Annotated in this window: 10 protein-coding genes and 1 pseudogene; 6 read left to right on the plus strand and 5 right to left on the minus strand. The window is 63.3% G+C overall.

From position 1 onward, the window contains the following. Positions 1-323: 323 nt before the first annotated feature. Positions 324-833, plus strand: a pseudogene (locus tag AC1RNN_RS05570) (methyl-accepting chemotaxis protein); the annotation flags it as partial. Beyond that, on the plus strand, positions 807-1865 hold the full coding sequence (locus tag AC1RNN_RS05575) for a substrate-binding periplasmic protein (protein ID WP_493088238.1): 1059 nt from the start codon (positions 807-809) through the stop codon (positions 1863-1865). The pseudogene AC1RNN_RS05570 and the gene AC1RNN_RS05575, both read left to right, overlap by 27 nt. Before the next feature lie 19 nt (positions 1866-1884). On the opposite strand, the gene purL is transcribed toward AC1RNN_RS05575, so the two are convergent. Beyond that, positions 1885-5922, minus strand: coding sequence for a phosphoribosylformylglycinamidine synthase (purL, locus tag AC1RNN_RS05580; protein ID WP_493087922.1), 4038 nt, complete (start codon positions 5920-5922; stop codon positions 1885-1887). Positions 5923-6145: 223 nt separating this feature from the next. Here purL and AC1RNN_RS05585 point away from each other — a divergent pair, with 223 nt between their 5' ends. From AC1RNN_RS05585 to AC1RNN_RS05595, 3 genes are read left to right on the plus strand one after another with little or no spacing between them, the layout of a single operon-like run. Then, the gene (locus AC1RNN_RS05585) at positions 6146-6643 is read left to right on the plus strand and encodes a response regulator (protein ID WP_493087921.1); all 498 of its coding nucleotides are present in this window, start codon (positions 6146-6148) and stop codon (positions 6641-6643) included. Positions 6644-6687: 44 nt separating this feature from the next. Then, positions 6688-7497: a type I methionyl aminopeptidase gene (gene map, locus AC1RNN_RS05590; protein ID WP_493087920.1), complete on the plus strand. Its 810-nt coding sequence runs from the start codon at positions 6688-6690 to the stop codon at positions 7495-7497. A 13-nt stretch (positions 7498-7510) separates the two neighbouring features. Further along, positions 7511-10114, plus strand: coding sequence for a [protein-PII] uridylyltransferase (locus AC1RNN_RS05595; RefSeq protein WP_493087918.1), 2604 nt, complete (start codon positions 7511-7513; stop codon positions 10112-10114). A gap of 76 nt (positions 10115-10190) precedes the next feature. Here the strand turns inward: AC1RNN_RS05595 and def are convergent, their stop codons facing one another. Next, a complete protein-coding gene (gene def / locus AC1RNN_RS05600) occupies positions 10191-10730 on the minus strand; it encodes a peptide deformylase (RefSeq protein WP_493087916.1) in 540 nt (179 codons plus the stop codon). 35 nt (positions 10731-10765) lie between these two features. Here def and AC1RNN_RS05605 point away from each other — a divergent pair, with 35 nt between their 5' ends. Next, positions 10766-11194, plus strand: coding sequence for a YbaN family protein (locus tag AC1RNN_RS05605; protein WP_493087914.1), 429 nt, complete (start codon positions 10766-10768; stop codon positions 11192-11194). A gap of 7 nt (positions 11195-11201) precedes the next feature. Here the strand turns inward: AC1RNN_RS05605 and ligA are convergent, their stop codons facing one another. From ligA to smc, 3 genes are read right to left on the minus strand one after another with little or no spacing between them, the layout of a single operon-like run. Continuing rightward, positions 11202-13361, minus strand: a complete 2160-nt coding sequence (ligA, locus tag AC1RNN_RS05610) for an NAD-dependent DNA ligase LigA (protein ID WP_493087912.1) — start codon at positions 13359-13361, stop codon at positions 11202-11204. Between the two features lie 14 nt (positions 13362-13375). After that, positions 13376-14422 carry a cell division protein ZipA C-terminal FtsZ-binding domain-containing protein gene (locus AC1RNN_RS05615; protein ID WP_493087910.1) on the minus strand — a complete coding sequence of 349 codons (1047 nt, stop codon included), beginning with the start codon at positions 14420-14422 and terminating at the stop codon, positions 13376-13378. Positions 14423-14467: 45 nt separating this feature from the next. Continuing rightward, positions 14468-17983: a chromosome segregation protein SMC gene (gene smc / locus AC1RNN_RS05620; RefSeq protein ID WP_493087908.1), complete on the minus strand. Its 3516-nt coding sequence runs from the start codon at positions 17981-17983 to the stop codon at positions 14468-14470. Positions 17984-18056: the final 73 nt, after the last annotated feature.

Genomic DNA, 18056 nt, shown 5'->3' on the forward strand with positions numbered 1-18056 from the left:
ACGCAGCGTGGGAGCGCCTGGTGTGCTTCCTGCTGCTTGCGGCGGCGCTGGTAGGCGCGGCGCTGTACCGTTTGCACCGCTCCGTGGCCCAACAGCTGGGCGGCACACCGGGTGTGCTGCACGAGCAACTGGCCCTGTTGGGGCGCGGTGACCTGGCCTCGGCCGCCGGGCTGCCCCAGGGTCCCCAAACCAGCACGCTGGCCACTGTACTGGCTGTGCGCAAGGCCTTGTTGGCAAAAATCAGTCGCATCCGGCAAGAGGCAGACACCGTCGCCCAAGAGTCGGTCACCTTCTCGTCCAACAATCTGGACCTGTCTGCCAGCATGGCCCAACAAACGGACTTGCTGCGCCAGAGCACCGCCAGCATCAGCAGCCTGCTCGACACCGTGAAGCTGGCCGCCAGCAAAACCACCGACGCCCAGAAGAGCGTGGTCTACGCCTCGGAAATTGCAGTCAAGGGCAACCAGGTGGTCAGCCAGATGACCAGCACCATGGACACCCTCAGCGAGTCCTCCGGCAAGATTGGCGAGATCATCAGCGTTATTGATGGCATCGCCTTCCAGACCAACATCCTGGCACTCAACGCAGCCGTGGAAGCCGCGCGTGCGGGCGAACAGGGCAAGGGCTTCGCCGTGGTGGCCTCCGAGGTGCGCACACTGGCCCAGCGCTCCGCCAGTGCGGCCAAGGAGATCAAGACCCTCATCACCGGCTCGGTGGAAAAGATTGCCCAGTCGGCCAAGCTGGCAGACCAGGTGGCCAACTCCATGGACGAGATCAATGCCAGCACCCAGCAGGTCACCCGCATCATGGGCGACATTGCCGCCGTGACGCAGCAACAGGAAAGCGACATCACCCAGATCAGCGGCTCACTGCAATACCTGGACGCCGTCACGCAGCGCTATGCGGATTTGTTGCACGAGGCCAGCGTCAATGCCGAGACACTGCAGACCCGGGCGGACCAACTGCGCCACGCCGCAGCCGCATTCCAGATCCCCGGCCTCCCCAAGGCCAATGCCTTGCCCGAACTCCCCATTGCCCGTGCCACCCAGAAACTGGTAGCCCGCCCTGCCCCTACGGTGAAACAGCTGCAAGGCAGCCAAACCTCCGCAGCGCAAATCGCCCACAGCGTACAACTCATCGTGGGCACGGCCCACGAGCCACCGCTCAACTACACCGACGCTGCCAACAAAAACGATGCCGGTGGCGCCGATGTCAAAGGCTTCTCCCCCGATGTGGTGCGCGAGATCCTGGCCCGTACCGGGCACCAGGCCGAGGTCCGCATCACCACCTGGGAACGCAGCTACAGTGCGCTACAAACCGAGCCCAATGCGGTGCTGTTCACCATGGCACGCACGCCCAGCCGTGAAAACCAGTTTTCCTGGGTCGGCCCGCTAGTGCACAGCAACGCCGTGCTGTTTGTGAAAAAAGGCAGCGGCATCAGCGTCAAGAGCCTGTACGAGGCGCGCAAGCTGCCCAGCATTGCCGTGATCAAGGGCGATTCCAAGGAAGAATTCCTCAAGGGCAAGGATTTCCACAACCTGGACTACTCACCCGATTGGGCCACGGCCTTTCGCAAGCTGCTGGACGGCAAAGTAAGCGCGCTGGTGATGACGGACATGGACCTGCCCATCACCGCGCGCGATGCGGGGCTGAACCCGGCCGACTTTGAACCGGTTTACGAACTCTTCGTCAACCGCCTCTATATCGGTATGTCCAAGCGCACTGACCAGTCTGTGGTGCGCAGCTGGCAGGAGGCGCTGGACGCCATGAAGCGCGATGGCAGCTTCAACCGCCTGGCAGAGCAGTGGTCAAAACACTGGAACGCCAAATGGGTGGTGCGCGACGGCGCAGTGCAGGCGCAGTGATGCGCCCGCAGCTACCGGCTTAACCCACCCACTTGCGCGCGTTGCGCCAGAGTTGCATCCACGGGCTGAACTCGCTCTTGTCCAGGCTGGTCCAGCTCATCTGCACGTTGCGGAACACGCGCTCGGGGTGCGGCATCATGGCCGTGAAGCGGCCGTCCGCCGTGGTCACCGCAGTCAAACCACCGGGGCTGCCGTTGGGGTTGAAGGGGTAGGCCTCAGTGGCTGTGCCACTGTTGTCCACATAGCGCATGGCCGCAATCGCTTTGTCGGCATTGCCGCGGTACTTGAAGTTGGCGTAGCCCTCACCGTGGGCCACGGCAATGGGCAGGCGCATACCAGCCAAGTCTTTGAAGAACAGCGATGGGGATTCCAGCACTTCCACCAGCGAGAGGCGAGCCTCAAAGCGTTCGCTCTGATTGGTGGTGAAACGGGGCCAGTCCTGCGCGCCGGGGATGATGTCGGCCAGCTCGGCAAACATCTGGCACCCGTTGCACACGCCCAGGCCGAAGGTGTCCTGGCGGGCAAAAAAGGCCTTGAACTGGTCGGACAGGCCGTCGTTGAAGGTGATGCTGCGCGCCCAGCCAATGCCGGCACCCAGCGTGTCGCCATAAGAGAAACCACCGCAGGCCACCACACCCTGGAAGTCCTGCAGCTTGGCGCGGCCCGTCTGCAGGTCGGTCATGTGCACGTCGAAGGCTTCGAAACCGGCTTCGGTGAAGGCGTAGGCCATTTCCACATGGGAATTGACGCCCTGCTCGCGCAGCACGGCTACCTTGGGGCGGTTCTTCAGGATTGCGGGCGCTATAGATTTGCTAGCTGCTTGCGCAGATTCCACGAGGGACAGAGCCGTATTTGGCAGGTAAACATGCAGGCCCGTGTCGCCATCGGCACCGGCAGCGGCGTGTTCCGCATCGGCGCAGGCGGGGTTGTCGCGCTGCTGGGCAATCTTCCAGCTCACGGCGTCCCACACCTGGTGCAGATCGGCCAGCTTGGCGCTGAAAATGCTCTTGGCATCGCGCCAGATTTGCAGCTCGCCCTTGCCGGCGTCCACCGAATCCGTCGCCGGCCGGGTTTTGCCAATCACGTGGCTGATGGTGGACAGGCCATGCGCACGCAGGGTGGCCATGACCTCGGCACGGTCGGCCGTGCGCACCTGCAGCACCACGCCCAGTTCTTCGTTGAACAGGGCCTTGAGCGTGAGTTCCTGGCGGCGTGCACCCACCTGCCCTGCCCAGTTCTTGCTATCGCCCACGTCCATGCGGCTGTCAGAAATGCCGTCGCCTTCGGTGACCAGCATGTCCACATTCAGCGCCACGCCCACGCGGCCGGCAAACGCCATTTCGGCCACCGTGGCCAGCAGGCCACCGTCGCCGCGGTCGTGGTAAGCCAGCACCTGGCCCTTGGCACGCAACGCGTTCACGGCGTTGACCAGGTTCACCAGGTCCTTGGCGTCGTCCAGATCGGGCACTTTGTCGCCCACCTGGTCCAGCGTTTGCGCCAGAATGCTGGCAGCCATGCGGTGCTGGCCCTTGCCCAGGTCCACCAGCACCAGCGTGGTGTCGTCGGTCGCGTTGAGCTGCGGGGTCAGCGTGCCGCGCACGTCGGCCAGCGTGGCAAAACCGCTCACGATCAGGGAGACGGGCGAGGTGACCTTCTTGTCCTTGCCCTCGTCCTTCCACTGCGTGCGCATGGACAGGCTGTCCTTGCCCACGGGGATGGAAATGCCCAGCGCGGGGCACAACTCCATGCCCACGGCCTTGACCGTGGCGTAGAGCGCCGCGTCTTCACCCGCCTCGCCGCAAGCGGCCATCCAGTTGGCGGACAGCTTCACACGGGGCAGCTCGATGGGTGCAGCCAACAGGTTGGTGATGGCTTCAGCCACCGCCATGCGGCCCGATGCCGGCGCATCCAGTGCGGCCAGTGGCGTGCGCTCGCCCATGGACATGGCTTCGCCGGCAAAGCCCTTGAAGTCGGCCAGCGTGACCGCGCAGTCCGCCACGGGTACCTGCCAGGGGCCGACCATCTGGTCGCGGTGGGTCAGGCCGCCCACGGTGCGGTCGCCAATGGTGATGAGGAAGCGCTTGGAGGCCACGGTGGGGTGGGCCAGCACGTCGATAACAGCCTTTTGCAGGTCCACGCCGGTCAGGTCCAGCGGCTTAAAGGTGCGCGCCACGGTCTTCACGTCGCGGTGCATCTTGGGCGGCTTGCCTAAGAGCACGTTCATGGGCATATCGACCGGGGATTCATTTCCGGCATCCACCAGCTGCAACTGGCGCTCTTCGGTGGCCACGCCAATCACGGCGAAGGGGCAGCGCTCACGCTCGCACAGCGCGGTGAACTGGTCCAGCGACTCGGGGGCGATGGCCAGTACGTAGCGTTCCTGGCTCTCGTTGCACCAGATTTCCTTGGGGGCCATGCCGGACTCTTCGAGCTTCACTGCACGCAGGTCAAAGCGCGCGCCGCGGCTGGCGTCGTTGGTCAGCTCGGGGAAGGCGTTGGACAAACCGCCCGCGCCCACGTCGTGGATGGCGAGGATGGGGTTCTGGTCGCCCTGCACCCAGCACTGGTTGATCACCTCTTGCGCCCGGCGCTCAATCTCGGGGTTGCCGCGCTGCACGGAATCAAAGTCCAGCTCGGCTGCATTGGCGCCTGTAGCCATGGAGCTGGCGGCGCTGCCGCCCATGCCAATGCGCATGCCGGGGCCGCCCAGTTGGATCAGCAGACTACCAGCGGGGAATTCAATCTTGTGTGTCTGGCCCGCGTCGATGACGCCCAGGCCGCCGGCAATCATGATGGGCTTGTGGTAACCGCGCACCACAGTGTCCACATCGCTGGCCACGGCCTGCTCGTATTCGCGGAAGTAGCCCAGCAGATTGGGCCGGCCGAATTCGTTGTTGAAGGCGGCGCCGCCCAGCGGGCCTTCCACCATGATCTGCAAGGGGCTGGCGATGTGCTCGGGCTTGCCGCCCGCCTGGTCGGACAGGCCACCCCAGAGCTTGGACACAGTAAAGCCCGTCAGGCCAGCCTTGGGCTTGGAACCGCGGCCCGTAGCCCCTTCGTCGCGGATCTCGCCGCCCGCGCCGGTCGAGGCGCCGGGGAAGGGAGAGATGGCCGTGGGGTGGTTATGCGTTTCCACCTTCATCAGGATGTGGTTGGTTTCGCTACGCTTTTCATAGCTGGCCGCGCTGATTTCACGGGGGCTAGCAGCCGATTTGGCAACAAAACGCTCGACCTGCACGCCTTCCATGACGGAAGCATTGTCCGAGTAGGCCACCAGCATGTACTGGGGGTGCAGCTGGTGCGTGTTGCGGATCATGCCGAACATGCTCTTGTCCTGCGCCACACCGTCGATGGTGAACTGGGCGTTAAAGATCTTGTGGCGGCAGTGTTCGCTATTGGCCTGGGCGAACATCATCAGCTCCACGTCCGTGGGGTTGCGGCCCAGCGTGGTGAAAGCGTTCACCAGGTAATCGATCTCGTCGGCCGCCAAAGCCAGACCGAACTGCGTATTGGCCTTGACCAGCGCATCCTTGCCACCGCCCAACACGTCCACATGGTCCATGGGCGCGGGCTGCAGCGCGTTGAACAACTCCTGTGCCTGGGCGCGGTCCAACATGGCGCTTTCGGTCATGCGGTCGTGCAGCAGCGCGGCAATCTTCTGCAGCTCATCGGCACTCAGCGCGGCCTTGGACAGCAGGCCGCTCTTGAGCGTCAGGCGGTATTCCACCAGGCGCTCGATACGCTTGACGGCAAAGCCGCAGTTATGGGCGATATCGGTGGCCTTGGAGGCCCAGGGACTCACGGTGCCAAAACGCGGGCTGACCACGATGGCCGGGCCCTCACTGGGGCCGGCGTAGGGGTCGCCATAGGTCAGCAGCGCGGCCAGTTTGTCGGCCAGGGGCTGGTCCAGCGCGGTTTCGGTAGCCACCAGATGGACAAATCGGGCCGAAATGCCCGAAATTTTGTCGTGAATGCCCTGCAATTGCGGCAAAAGCTGTTGAACGCGGAAGTTGCTCAGGGCGTTGCCGCCTTCGAAAGAGGTCAGGTGCAGGGTCACGGTGGTGGCCTAGGAAAGATGAAGCGTTGCCCGAAGGGCTGGATGGGTGAGCGGCGATTTTAACTGGCCGGACGGTCGCATCCGTCCACGCAGCCAATGACAAAAAGCGGACAATTTGAGGGCAGTCTGCAGGTTCTTGTATCCGGGAGCGTGGGTGGTGGAGATTTTCAGCAAATTTCGTGGTCTTTTCTCGTCCGCACCCGAGGCGACTTCCCCTGCGCCCTTGGCCCCGTTACCCATCGTCGACCCCACGGGCCACCTGCCCGAACGCCGGCTGCGCCCCCGCCTGAACGCGCGCGGTGACATGCGCATCGTCGTCATCGATGACTCCGCCACCGTTTGCGCTGCGCTGCGCAAGATCCTGCAGTCCATCGGCCTGAACGTGCGTGTGGCCGCCAGCGCCGAAGATGGGCTGGAAATGATCCTGGCCGACCGCCCGGACCTCATCTTCCTGGACATTGTGCTGCCCAAGATGAACGGCTTCTCGGCGCTGCGGATGCTGCGCCGCAACCCGCTGACTCGCGAAATCCCCGTCATCATGATCAGCGGCAACGAGCAAGCCACCGAGCAATTTTTTGGCAGTGCGATTGGCGCAGACGACTTCATGAAGAAGCCTTTTTCCCGCATGGAAGTGTTCAGTCGCATGGAACACCTGCTGGACGAGCAGCACATCCCCCGCCGCCGCACTCCTCTGACCCAGCCCGCGCCGTTGGGCCATTGACACCGCCCGGCAAGAGCCGGGCAGGTCTGGGATAATCACGCCCCATGACCATCACCTACAAAGACGCCCAGGGCATTGCCGGCATGCGTGTGGCGGGCCGTCTGGCCTCCGAAGTCCTGGACTACCTCACACCCTTCGTCAAACCGGGTGTCACCACCAACGAACTCGACAAGCTCGCCCACGACTACATCACGCAGGTGCAGGGTGGCATTCCGGCCCCGCTGAACTACACGGGTGGCGGCAACATCCCCTACCCCAAGTCCATCTGCACCTCGGTCAACCAGCAGGTTTGCCACGGCATCCCCAACGACAAGCAGCTCAAAAAGGGCGACATCGTCAACATCGACGTCACCGTCATCAAAGACGGCTGGCACGGCGATACCAGCCGCATGTTCCTGGTTGGCGAGGCCTCGATTGCGGCCAAGCGCCTGTGCGCCATTACCTACGAGGCCATGTGGCACGGCATCAAGATGGTCAAGCCCGGCATCCATCTGGGTGACATCGGCCACGCGATCCAGAAATTCGCCGAAGGCCATGGTTTCAGCGTAGTGCGCGAGTTTTGCGGCCATGGCATCGGTCAGGTTTTCCATGAGGAGCCGCAGGTGCTGCACTACGGCCGGCCCGGTACGCTGGAAAAGCTGGTCGAAGGCATGACCTTCACCATAGAACCCATGATCAACGCCGGCGGCAAGGACATCAAGGAAGGTCCCGAGAAAGACGGCTGGAGCATCGTGACCAAGGACCGTTCGCTCTCGGCCCAGTGGGAACACACCGTGCTGGTCACACCCACGGGCTACGAGGTGCTGACCCTGTCAGCCGGCAGCCCCGCCACCCCGGCCTTCGTCACCGCCTGAGGCGGCCCGCCGCATGACCGAGCTGCAGGCCCTGCGCGCGGAGTATCGCGCAAGCAAAGCGCAGTTGCTGCAAACCATTGCAGCCTCCACGACCACGGGTCGCGCCGTGCGCAAGGTGCTGCAACGCATGTCACAGCTCACCGACAGCGTGCTGATGCAGCTGTGGCAGCAGGCCGGTCTGGGCGAACCCTACGCCCTGCTGGCGGTGGGCGGCTTTGGCCGCGGGGAGTTGTTCCCGCACTCGGACGTGGACGTGCTGGTGCTGCTGCCCGATGGCCAGTCGCCCGAGTTCGACCCGACGCTGCAGAAGAAGATCGAGTCCTTCATCGGCAGCTGCTGGGATGTGGGGCTGGAAATCGGCTCCAGCGTGCGCACCCTGGCGGATTGCCTAGCCGAGGCCGCCAAGGATGTGACGGTACAGACCGCACTCTTGGAATGCCGCCTTATCACCGGCAATGCGCCGCTGGTCGATCAATTCCAGCAGGCCTTCTTTGCGGCCATGGACCCTAAGGCCTTCTTCGTGGCCAAGACGCTGGAAATGCGCCAGCGCCACACCAAGTTTGAGGACACGCCTTATTCGCTAGAGCCCAACTGCAAGGAATCGCCCGGCGGCCTGCGCGACCTGCAGGTCATCCTCTGGGTGGCCAAGGCAGCCGGCTATGGCAATGACTGGGCCGCACTGGCAGCCAGCGGGCTGGCAACTGATTTCGAGGTCAAGCAGATCCAGCGCAACGAGACCTTGCTGCTGCTGATCCGCGCGCGCCTGCACCTCATCGCCAACCGGCGCGAAGACCGACTGATCTTCGATTTGCAGACCGCTGTGGCCGAAGCCTTTGGCTATGCCAACCAGACGCTGGAAGGCAGTTCCGGCAAGCCCATGCTGGTGCGCGCCAGCGAGGCGCTGATGAAGCGCTACTACTGGGCGGCCAAGGCGGTCACGCAGCTCAATCAGATCCTGCTGCTCAATATCGAGGAGCGGCTCAACCCCTCTACCCACGCGCTGCGCCGCATCAACGACCACTTCAATGACAAGGCGGGGATGATTGACGTGGCCAGCGACGACCTGTACCGCCGCAACCCGCATGCGATCCTGGAGACCTTTCTGGTCTACCAGACCACGGTGGGCGTCAAGGGGCTGTCCGCGCGTACGCTGCGGGCGCTCTACAACGCGCGCGACCTGATGGACGGCAAGTTCCGTAGCGATCCGGTCAACCGCTCCCTGTTTCTGCAAATCATGCAGGCGCCTGACGGCATCACCCATGCCATGCGCCTGATGAACCAGACCTCCGTGCTGGGCCGCTACCTCTGGGTGTTCCGCAAGATCGTGGGCCAGATGCAGCACGACCTGTTCCACGTTTACACGGTGGACCAACACATCCTGATGGTGCTGCGCAATGCGCGCCGCTTCTTCATGGTAGAGCACGCGCACGAGTACCCCTTCTGCTCGCAGCTGGCCTCCGGCTGGGACAAGCCCTGGATCCTGTACGTGGCCGCGCTGTTCCACGACATTGCCAAGGGCCGCGGTGGCGACCATTCAGACTTGGGCATGGTGGAAGTGCGCCGCTTCTGCAAGCAGCACGGCATTGCGGCCGAAGACGCCAAACTCATCGAATTCCTGGTGGGCGAACACCTCACCATGAGCCGCATCGCCCAGAAATCTGACCTGTCCGACCCGGCAGTCATTGCCGAATTTGCCAAGCGAGTGGGCAACGAGCGCTACCTGACCGCGCTGTACCTGCTCACCGTGGCCGATATCCGCGGCACCAGTCCCAAGGTCTGGAATGCCTGGAAGGGCAAACTGCTGGAAGATCTCTACAAGTACGCCGCCCGCGCCCTGGGCGGCCGCGCGCCAGATGCCGACGCCGAGGTCGAGCTGCGCAAGCGCGAAGCGCTGGTAATGGTGGCGCTGTATGCCATGCCCTTTGAGGCCCACAAGCCGCTGTGGGACACGCTGGACGTGAGCTACTTCATGCGCCACGACGCGGCCGACATTGCCTGGCACACCAAGCAGCTCTCACGCCATGTGGCCACCGACCAGCCTATCGTGCGTGCGCGCCGCTCACCCGTGGGTGAAGGCCTGCAGGTGCTGGTATACACCCAAGACCAGTCCGACCTGTTCGCCCGCATCTGCGGCTATTTCGACCAGGGCGGCTTCAGCATTCTGGACGCGCGCATCCACACCACCAACAAGGGCTACGCGCTGGACACCTTCCAAGTCGTCACCAGCGCCGACATGGACGAGCACTACCGCGAGACCACCAGCCTGCTGGAAAACGGCTTGGCCCAGGCTATTGCCGAAGCCGGCCCACTGCCCGCGCCCAGCCGCGGCCGCGTATCGCGCCGTGTAAAGAGCTTCCCCATTGCGCCGCGCGTCAGCCTCAAGCCCGATGAAAAGGCACAGCGCTGGCTGCTCAACATTTCTGCCAGCGACCGCCTGGGCCTGCTCTACAGCGTGGCCCGCGTGCTGGCACGCCACCAGATCGTGGTGCAACTGGCCAAGGTGGCCACATTGGGCGAGCGGGTAGAAGACACCTTCCTCATCCACGGCGCCCAGTTGCAGCACAACCGTGCGCAGATCGACATCGAAACCGAGCTGCTGGACGCGCTCAAGGCCTGAACCTGGCTCTTCAAGACATTTCGGACTCTAGCCCCCGTGGAATCTGCGCAAGCAGCTATATCTTCTATAGCAAAATTCAGTCGTCTTCGGCGGCAGCAATACCCGGAAACAGCACCTCGGTGTAGCCAAACTGCGTGAAATCACGCATGCGCATGGGGTAGAGCTTGCCCCAGAGGTGGTCGCACTCATGCTGCACCACGCGGGCATGGAACCCCTCCACCGTGCGGTCAATCGGGTCGCCATACTGGTCAAACCCGGTGTAGCGAATGTGCGACCAGCGCGGCACCTGGCCCCGCAAGCCGGGCACCGAAAGGCAACCCTCCCAGTCAGTCTCTTCCTCTTCACCCAGCGGGGTGATCACCGGGTTGCACAGCACGGTGGGTGGCACGATGGGCCGGTCTGGGTAGCGCGGGTTGCGCTCGTTCGAACCGAAGATCACCACCTGCAGGTCCACACCAATCTGCGGCGCCGCCAGCCCGGCTCCGTTGGCTGCGCGCATGGTGTCCAGCAGGTCGGTGATGAGCAAGTGCAGCGCATCGCTATCGAACTCGGTCACTGGCTGGGCCACGCGCAGCAGGCGTGCGTCGCCCATCTTCAAAATTTCACGTACTGTCATCGTTTGCTTTCCTCTCACACGGCACAATCCGGGGCATGCCCGCCCCCTCTCCTTCCGGCCCTCCGGGCGACGCCCCCGCAGCACTCGCCATGTGGCTGCAATGGTTGCTGCGCGGGCTGGCGTTGCTGAGCCTGGCGCTGGGGTTTCTGGGCATGTTCCTGCCACTGCTCCCCACCACCCCCTTCATCTTGCTGGCCGCCTGGGCCGCCGCCCGTAGCTCACCACGGCTGCTCGCCTGGCTGGAACAACACCGCCTCTTCGGCAAGATGCTGCGCGACTGGCGCCGGGGCGGCGTGGTCAGCCGCAAAGCCAAATGGGCCGCCACCATCACCATGTCACTCAGCGCACTGCTGATGCTGTTCACGGTATCCAAATGGTGGGCTACGGCTTGCGCTATCGGCTGCATGGGCAGCGTGCTGATCTGGCTGTGGCGCAGACCGGAGTCCTTCCCTCCCACAGCTTGAATCACGCTCAAGGTGACGGTGCCTGCAGCAGGGCCAGCATGGCCGCTTCGTCCAGTACCGGCACGCCTAGCTCCTGCGCCTTGTCCAATTTGCTGCCCGCCTCGGCGCCTGCCACCACATAGCTGGTTTTCTTGCTGACCGAGCCGGCCACCTTTGCGCCGGCGGCTTCCAGCAAGTCCTTGGCCTGGTCCCGACTTAGCGTGGGGAAGGTACCCGTGAGTACAAAGGTTTTCCCGGCCAGCGGCTTGGGCGCCTGGGCGGCGGCTTCGCCCTCTTCCCAGGTCACGCCGCAGGCGCGCAACTGTTCCACCACCTCGCGGTTGTGCGGTTGGGCGAAGAAGGTATGCAGGCTTTTCGCGACGATGGGGCCAACGTCGTTGACGGCCAGCAGTTGTTCTTCGCTCGCGTCCATGATGGCGTCGAGTGTGCCGAAGTGGCGCGCGAGGTCCTTGGCCGTGGCCTCTCCGATGTGGCGGATGCCAAGGCCGAACAGGAAACGCGGCAGCGTGGTCTGTTTGGACTTTTCCAGCGCGTCCACGATGTTCTGGGCCGACTTCTCGGCCATGCGCTCCAGCGCGGCCAGGGTGCTCAAGCCCATCTTGTAGAGGTCGGGCAGTGTGCGGATGGTGTTGCTTTCCACCAGCTGGTCCACCAGCTTTTCGCCCAGGCCCTCCACCTCCACGGCGCGGCGCTGCGCGTAATGCAGGATGGCCTGCTTGCGCTGCGCCGGGCAGAACAGCCCGCCACTGCAGCGGTGGTTCATCTCGGTTTTCTCGCGCACCACGGCGCTGCCGCAGATGGGACAGGTGCGTGGCATGCGGAAGTTGGGGACGTAGGGATCGCGAGGCGTTTGCTTTCCATCGTGAATCAGTAACATTGCATCACCAACCACCCCTGGATTGACGACAAATGGATAGTTCAGGTTACTGGGGACTCTTCCCACTACCTCAGGTATGACGTCACCAGCACGACGAATGATCGCCATATCCCCCACCCGTATCTTCTTGCGCCGCAACTCAAATAGATTGTGGAGCGTGGCGTTAGACACCGTGGTCCCTCCGACAAACACCGGTGCCAGGCGCGCCACTGGCGTCAGCTTGCCCGTGCGGCCCACCTGCACATCAATGCCCAGCACCTTGGTGATTTGCTCCTGTGCCGGGTATTTGTGCGCCACAGCCCAGCGCGGCTCACGCGTCTTGAACCCCAATTGTTCTTGAAGAAGCCGATCATTTACTTTGTAAACAACGCCGTCTATATCGAATGGCAAAGCGTCACGTTTGCTTGCGATGCGTTCGTGAAATGCCACCAAACCAGTTACACCATGAGCCACTTCATGCTCTAAATCGACAGGAATACCAAACTCCGCTAGCTGTGCGATTACTGCCGACTGAGTTCGAGGAACATCCCAGCCCTGAACCTCACCTATTCCATAGGCATAGAAATCTAGAGGGCGACCTTTTACGACATTCGCGTCGAGTTGTCGGACTACACCTGCTGCAGCGTTTCGAGGGTTTACGAATGTCTTTTCGCCAAGTTCCCGTTGTTTTTCATTGAGCTTTTCGAATTGCTTACGGCTCATTAACACTTCGCCTCGTACCTCAATCACCGAAGCGGTAGCCGCAACCCCCTTCAATTTCAAGGGAATAGCTCTGATCATTTTCACTGTGTGCGTGACGTCATCACCGACTTCGCCATCACCACGCAGAGCCGCTTGAACGAAATAGCCTCTCTCATAACGCAAATTAATTGCGAGCCCATCAAACTTCAGCTCCGCTGCGTACTCCACTTGTGGGTCCGCATCGGTCAGGCCGAGTGCTTTACGCACTCCTGCATCAAATTTTTCAGCTCCAGAACGTGACGTGTCAGTTTCCGTCTTAATTGACAACATCGGAATAACGTGTCTAACAGGGCTAAGCCCTCTCAAAACTTCACCGATAACCCGCTGAGTCGGAGAATCCGGCGTCAGCCACTCCGGGTGCTCAGCTTCCAGCGCCTGCAATTCACGGAACAGGCGGTCGTACTCAGCATCGGGAATCGTAGGCGCATCCAGCACGTAATACTGCTGAGCATGGTGATGCAGTTCGGCGCGCAGCGCCAGCAGGCGGTCGTGCTCGGATTTGGGGGCCGGCGTGGCCGGCTCGGGGGAAAACAAGTCCGGCGTTGTCATCGGAAGCGGAAAAATTAACTGAAGAGGCGGCGCGCCAGCGGAGAGCCAGCGGCCAGATCGCGCTGTTCCAGCGTGTCATACAGGGTTTGCAGCTCGGTGCCGATCACGTCCATGGTCTGCGCGAGCAAGGGCTGGCCGTTGTCGTCCGTCACCACGCCTTCCATGGCCTGCGCCAGGGCAGCGGCGGACTCGCGCATACGCTCGAACGGCCGCTCGGCGCGGTCCACCTGGGCCACGTCCAGATGCAGGCTGATGTCGCGTACGGCGGATTGGGCCGGGTCTTCGGCCAGTGCGGCTTGCGAATCAAAGCTCAACACCAGCAAGGGCGGCAGGCCCTCCTGGGCGGCGGGCAACACCATGCGCCCGGGAATGACACCAGGCACAAAGCCCAGGCGCGCCGCGTTCTGCTGGATGTAGCCGGGACTCCAGGATGCATTGCGCGCGCGGATGGTGAAACCCAGTTGGGCATCGTGCGCGCTGGCGAACTGGTCCAGCTCGCGGGCGCGAGCCACTTCGTCCAGCATCTCGGGGAATTCGGGCGTGGCGTTGATGGTGTCCGCAAAGGACTGAGTCTTCACCACGAATTCGGAGTACTCGATTTCGTTGAGCGCGCCCGAGCGGTTGGCCAATTGCACGCCGGCCTGGAAGCCGCCGTAGCGCTGGCCCGGCATGGGCGCTTCCCACACCAGGGACTGCAGGTTGTAGCCTTCGATGGAGAAGGGCTTGGTGCCGGCACGGCGTGTGGCCGGCATGGCTGCCAGCGCTGCCTCACCCGAGACGGCGGACACGCTGGGGTCCAGCGCCACGGTGGCGATCACGTCGATCAACGAATCCATGACCGGGCGGCGCGGCGGATGTGGCAAGGGGAAGGCCGGCACGTCCAGCCCGCCACCCGACAGCGTGGGTTCCTGGGCGTCGGGCTGGGGTGCCTCGTGGTCCAGCACGGGCTCGGGTTGGGCCTGGCGGGGGGCATTGCGGCGCGAAGTCCAGGCGCTGTGGGCGACTACCGCCGCCAGCACCACGCCACCTGCAATGGCCAGTCCGATTTGTAAATTGCTCATCGTCGGGTTCGGTTCAATGGGTTTGCCGCAAAGACGCTCTGGGTCTCAGGCCAGTTCTGCCATGTTGACGGCGGACTCCATGTCCACCGCCACGATACGGGATACACCCTGCTCCTGCATGGTCACGCCAATCAGCTGCTCGGCCATTTCCATGGCGATCTTGTTGTGACTGATGAACAGGAACTGCGTGCCCTTGCTCATGCTGGCCACCAACTTGGCGTAACGCTCGGTGTTGGCGTCGTCCAGCGGCGCGTCCACCTCGTCCAGCAAGCAGAACGGCGCGGGATTCAACTGGAAGATGGCGAAGACCAACGCAATCGCGGTGAGCGCCTTTTCGCCACCCGAGAGCAGGTGGATGGTCTGGTTCTTCTTGCCGGGCGGCTGGGCGATCACCTGCACACCGGAGTCGAGAATTTCGTCGCCGGTAATGACCAGGCGCGCATTGCCGCCGCCAAACAGCTCCGGGAACATGCGGCCAAAGTGCGAGTTCACCTGGTCAAAGGTGCCCGACAGCAGCTCTCGGGTTTCGGCATCGATCTTGCGAATCGCGTCTTCCAGCGTGTTCATGGCCTGCGTCAGGTCCACGTTCTGCATGTCCAGGAACTGCTTGCGCTCGCGGGCTGCGGCCAACTCGTCCAGCGCGGCCAGGTTGACGGCGCCCAGGGCCGCAATCTCGCGGTGCAGGCGGTCAATGTCTCCCTGCATGCCGAAGAGACGCACATTTCCGTCCTTGATGCTTTGCTCGATGGCGGCCAAGTCAGCCTGGGCATCGGCCAGTTGGGCTTCAAACTGCTCAAAGCCCAGGCGGGCGGCTTGTTCCTTGAGCTGGAATTCCGTGATGCGCTGGCGCAGCGGGTCGAGTTCGCGTTCCAGCTGCATGCGGCGCTCATCACTGGCGCGCAGTTTGGCGGTCAGATCGTCGTACTCGCTGCGCTTGGCGCCCAAGGCCTGCTCTCGCTCCAGCTTCAGGGCCAGGGCGTTTTGCAAACCGGCCTGCGCAGCCGCATCGGTCAAACGGGTCAGTTCGTCTTGGGCTCGCTGCTCTTCGGCCAGGATGTTCTGGGTTTGCTGCGCGGCGGTTTCAATCGCACGCGACAGTTCGGCATTGCGGGCCTGCAGGCTGCGCTGGGCAAATACGGCCTCTTGCGCCTGGCGCTCCAGCGTGCGCTGCTGCTCGCGACATTGCACCAGCTTGCGCTGGCCTTCGATCACGCGCTCTTCCAGTTGCGCGTGGCGCTCCTGGCTGTCGGCCAGTTGCATGTCCAAAGATTCAAACCGGCCTTCGGCCTCTACGCGGCGTTCCTGCAGGTCGTCGAGCTGGGCTTCCACCTCGGCCATGTCGGATTCGATCTGCGCGCTGCGCGCACGGGTCTGCTCCAGGATTTGGGTGAGGCGCAGGGTCTCGACTTGCAGTTCATGGGCACGGCTCTGGGTTTCGGCGGCCTCGCGGCGGGCTGTGACCAGGCGCTGGGCGCTTTCGGCATAGGCGCTTTCGGCGCGGGCCAGGGCTACCCGGGATTCGTCGGCAATCAGCTGCTGGGCACGCAGCTGCTTTTCCAGATTCTCGATTTCCTGTGCGCGCGCCAACAGGCCGGCCTGTTCGCTGTCCTGCGCATAAAAGCTCACGCTGTGTGCGGTAACCACATGGCCGGACTTCAGGTAAATGCTCTCGCCACCTTGCAGCTTGTCGCGCTGGGCCAAGGCATCCTCAAAGCTGGCGGCTGTGTAGCAGCCCTGCAGCCAATCCGTCAGCACGGCCTTCTGGCCCGCATCGTTCACACGCAACAGGTCGGACAGACGTGGCAGGCTGCCGACGCGATCGGGCAGTGCTGCAGAAGGCGGGCTGTAGAAGGCCAGCTTAGCCGGCGGCGCATCGACCGCAAAGGCACGCAGCATCTCCAGGCGGGACACTTCGAGCGCGCCCAGACGTTCGCGCAAGGCACCTTCCAGCGCGTTTTCCCAGCCCTGCTCAATATGGATGCGGGTCCACAAGCCCTGCAAATGGTCCAGCCCATGCTTGGCCAGCCAGGGTTGCAGCTTGCCATCAGTTTTGACCTTTTCCTGCAGGGCCTTGAGGGCCTCCAGGCGGGCAGAAAAATCGGCCTGTTTGGCAGACTCGTCATTCACCGCTTGCTGTTGATTGCGACGTGCCTCGTCCAGTTGGGGCACGGAGTCCTGCAACTCGTGCAAGCGCGCCTCCGCCACTTCATTGGCTTCCTGCGCAGCTTCCAGCTGTTCCTGCAGATTGATCAGACGGGCCTCATCGGGGGCTGACAGCGCATTGCGATCCGCCATGAGCCGGTCGCGGCGGGTGGCCAGTTGGCGGCTTTGCTCTTCAATGCTGCGCTGCTCGGCGGCCAGCACCTGAATCTGCTGTTGCACCTGGCTGACGCTGCTGCGCTGGTCGTTGGCCGCGGTCTGGGCCTTGGCCACCGCCTCTTCCATATCGGGCAGTTGCATGGCCTGCTCTTCAACCTGGGCGGCCAGCAACTCCGTCTGCTCCTCACCAAGTGCGGCGAGCTCGGCCAGGCGTTCAATTTCAGCTTGCGCGTCGTCGCGGCGCACAGCCCATTCGGCAATCTGTTCCTTGAGCGTGACCAGGCGCTGCTCGACACGCTGACGGCCCTCCACCACAAAGCGGATTTCAGCCTCCAGGCGGCCCACATCGGTGCTGGCTTCGTACAACAGGCCCTGGGCCTGGTTGACCTGGTCGCCGGCCGCATAGTGGGCTTGGCGCACGGTTTCCAGATCGGCCTCCACATGGCGCAGGTCGGCCATGCGGGATTCGAGCGCGTTGACGGCGGCCAGCCCTTCGGCCTGCACCTTGGCCTGGTCGGCCTGGGCCTCGGCCCGCTTCAGGAACCACTGCTGGTGCTGCTTCTGCGTCACTTCAGCCTGCAGGCCGTTGTACTTTTGGGCTACTTCGGCCTGCTTTTCCAGGCGCTCCAGGTTGGTACCCAGTTCGCGCAAGATGTCTTCCACACGCGTCAGGTTTTCGCGTGTGTCGGAGAGGCGGTTTTCGGTCTCGCGGCGGCGTTCCTTGTATTTGGAAACGCCAGCAGCTTCTTCCAGAAACAGGCGCAGCTCTTCGGGTTTGGACTCGATGATGCGGCTGATGGTGCCCTGGCCGATGATGGCGTAGGCGCGCGGCCCGAGGCCGGTGCCGAGGAACACGTCCTGCACGTCGCGGCGGCGCACCGGCTGGTTGTTGATGAAGTAGCTGCTGGTGCCATCGCGCGTGAGCACGCGCTTGACGGCGATCTCGCCAAACTGGCCCCACTGGCCACCGGCGCGGTGGTCGGCGTTGTCAAACACCAGCTCCACGCTGGAACGGCTGGCCGGCTTGCGGGTGGTGGTGCCGTTGAAGATCACGTCCTGCATGGACTCGCCGCGCAACTCGCTGGCCTTGCTTTCGCCCAGCACCCAGCGCACCGCGTCCATGATGTTGGATTTGCCGCAACCGTTGGGCCCCACCACGCCCACCAATTGGCCTGGCAACAGGAAGTTGGTGGGCTCCGCAAAGGACTTGAAGCCGGATAACTTGATGGAATTGAGGCGCACGGGCGGATGTAGGCTGCTCTAAGCAGTTGATTTCATTGGGTTTATCAGTCAGGTCTGACTGAGGAACGGCCCC

The sequence above is a fragment of the Rhodoferax sp. GW822-FHT02D07 genome (assembly GCF_058802405.1).